Genomic DNA, 434 nt, shown 5'->3' on the forward strand with positions numbered 1-434 from the left:
TGTATCGCGCCACCTTAAATTGTTGAAAATAATTACTCTGACCCCTATTTAATATGGAGTGAAAAAATAGAGTGATTTTAAACACTCTGACCCTGTTTTATTTCGATTGATGTTTCTATTGCGCTGCACTATTCTCTTTTCCAGACAGTCCATTTTGCCTTCTGGAGATAGTGATGCAAGCTCAAGGTTTATACGATCCTAGCAACGAACATGACGCCTGTGGTGTGGGTTTTGTCGCCCATATCAAAGGTAAGAAAAGCCACGCGATCATTGATCAGGGCTTGTTGATTCTGAAAAATCTCGACCATCGCGGTGCGGTCGGTGCCGACGCACTGATGGGTGATGGTGCCGGTATCCTGATACAGATACCAGACGCGTTTTACCGTGCAGAAATGCTCAAACAGGGTATTAGCCTGCCACCCCCAGGTGAGTAC

General features: G+C 45.4%; 1 protein-coding gene. It reads left to right on the forward strand.

Annotated elements, in window-relative coordinates; genetic code table 11:
• Positions 1-173: 173 nt before the first annotated feature.
• Positions 174-434, forward strand: a 261-nt coding sequence (locus KDM89_RS19880; protein WP_212689617.1) for a hypothetical protein, incomplete at its 3' end; no start/stop codon positions are given.

The organism is Cognatundibacterium luofuense, assembly GCF_018139685.1.
Taxonomy (GTDB): Bacteria; Pseudomonadota; Gammaproteobacteria; order Burkholderiales; family Burkholderiaceae_D; genus Undibacterium; species Undibacterium luofuense.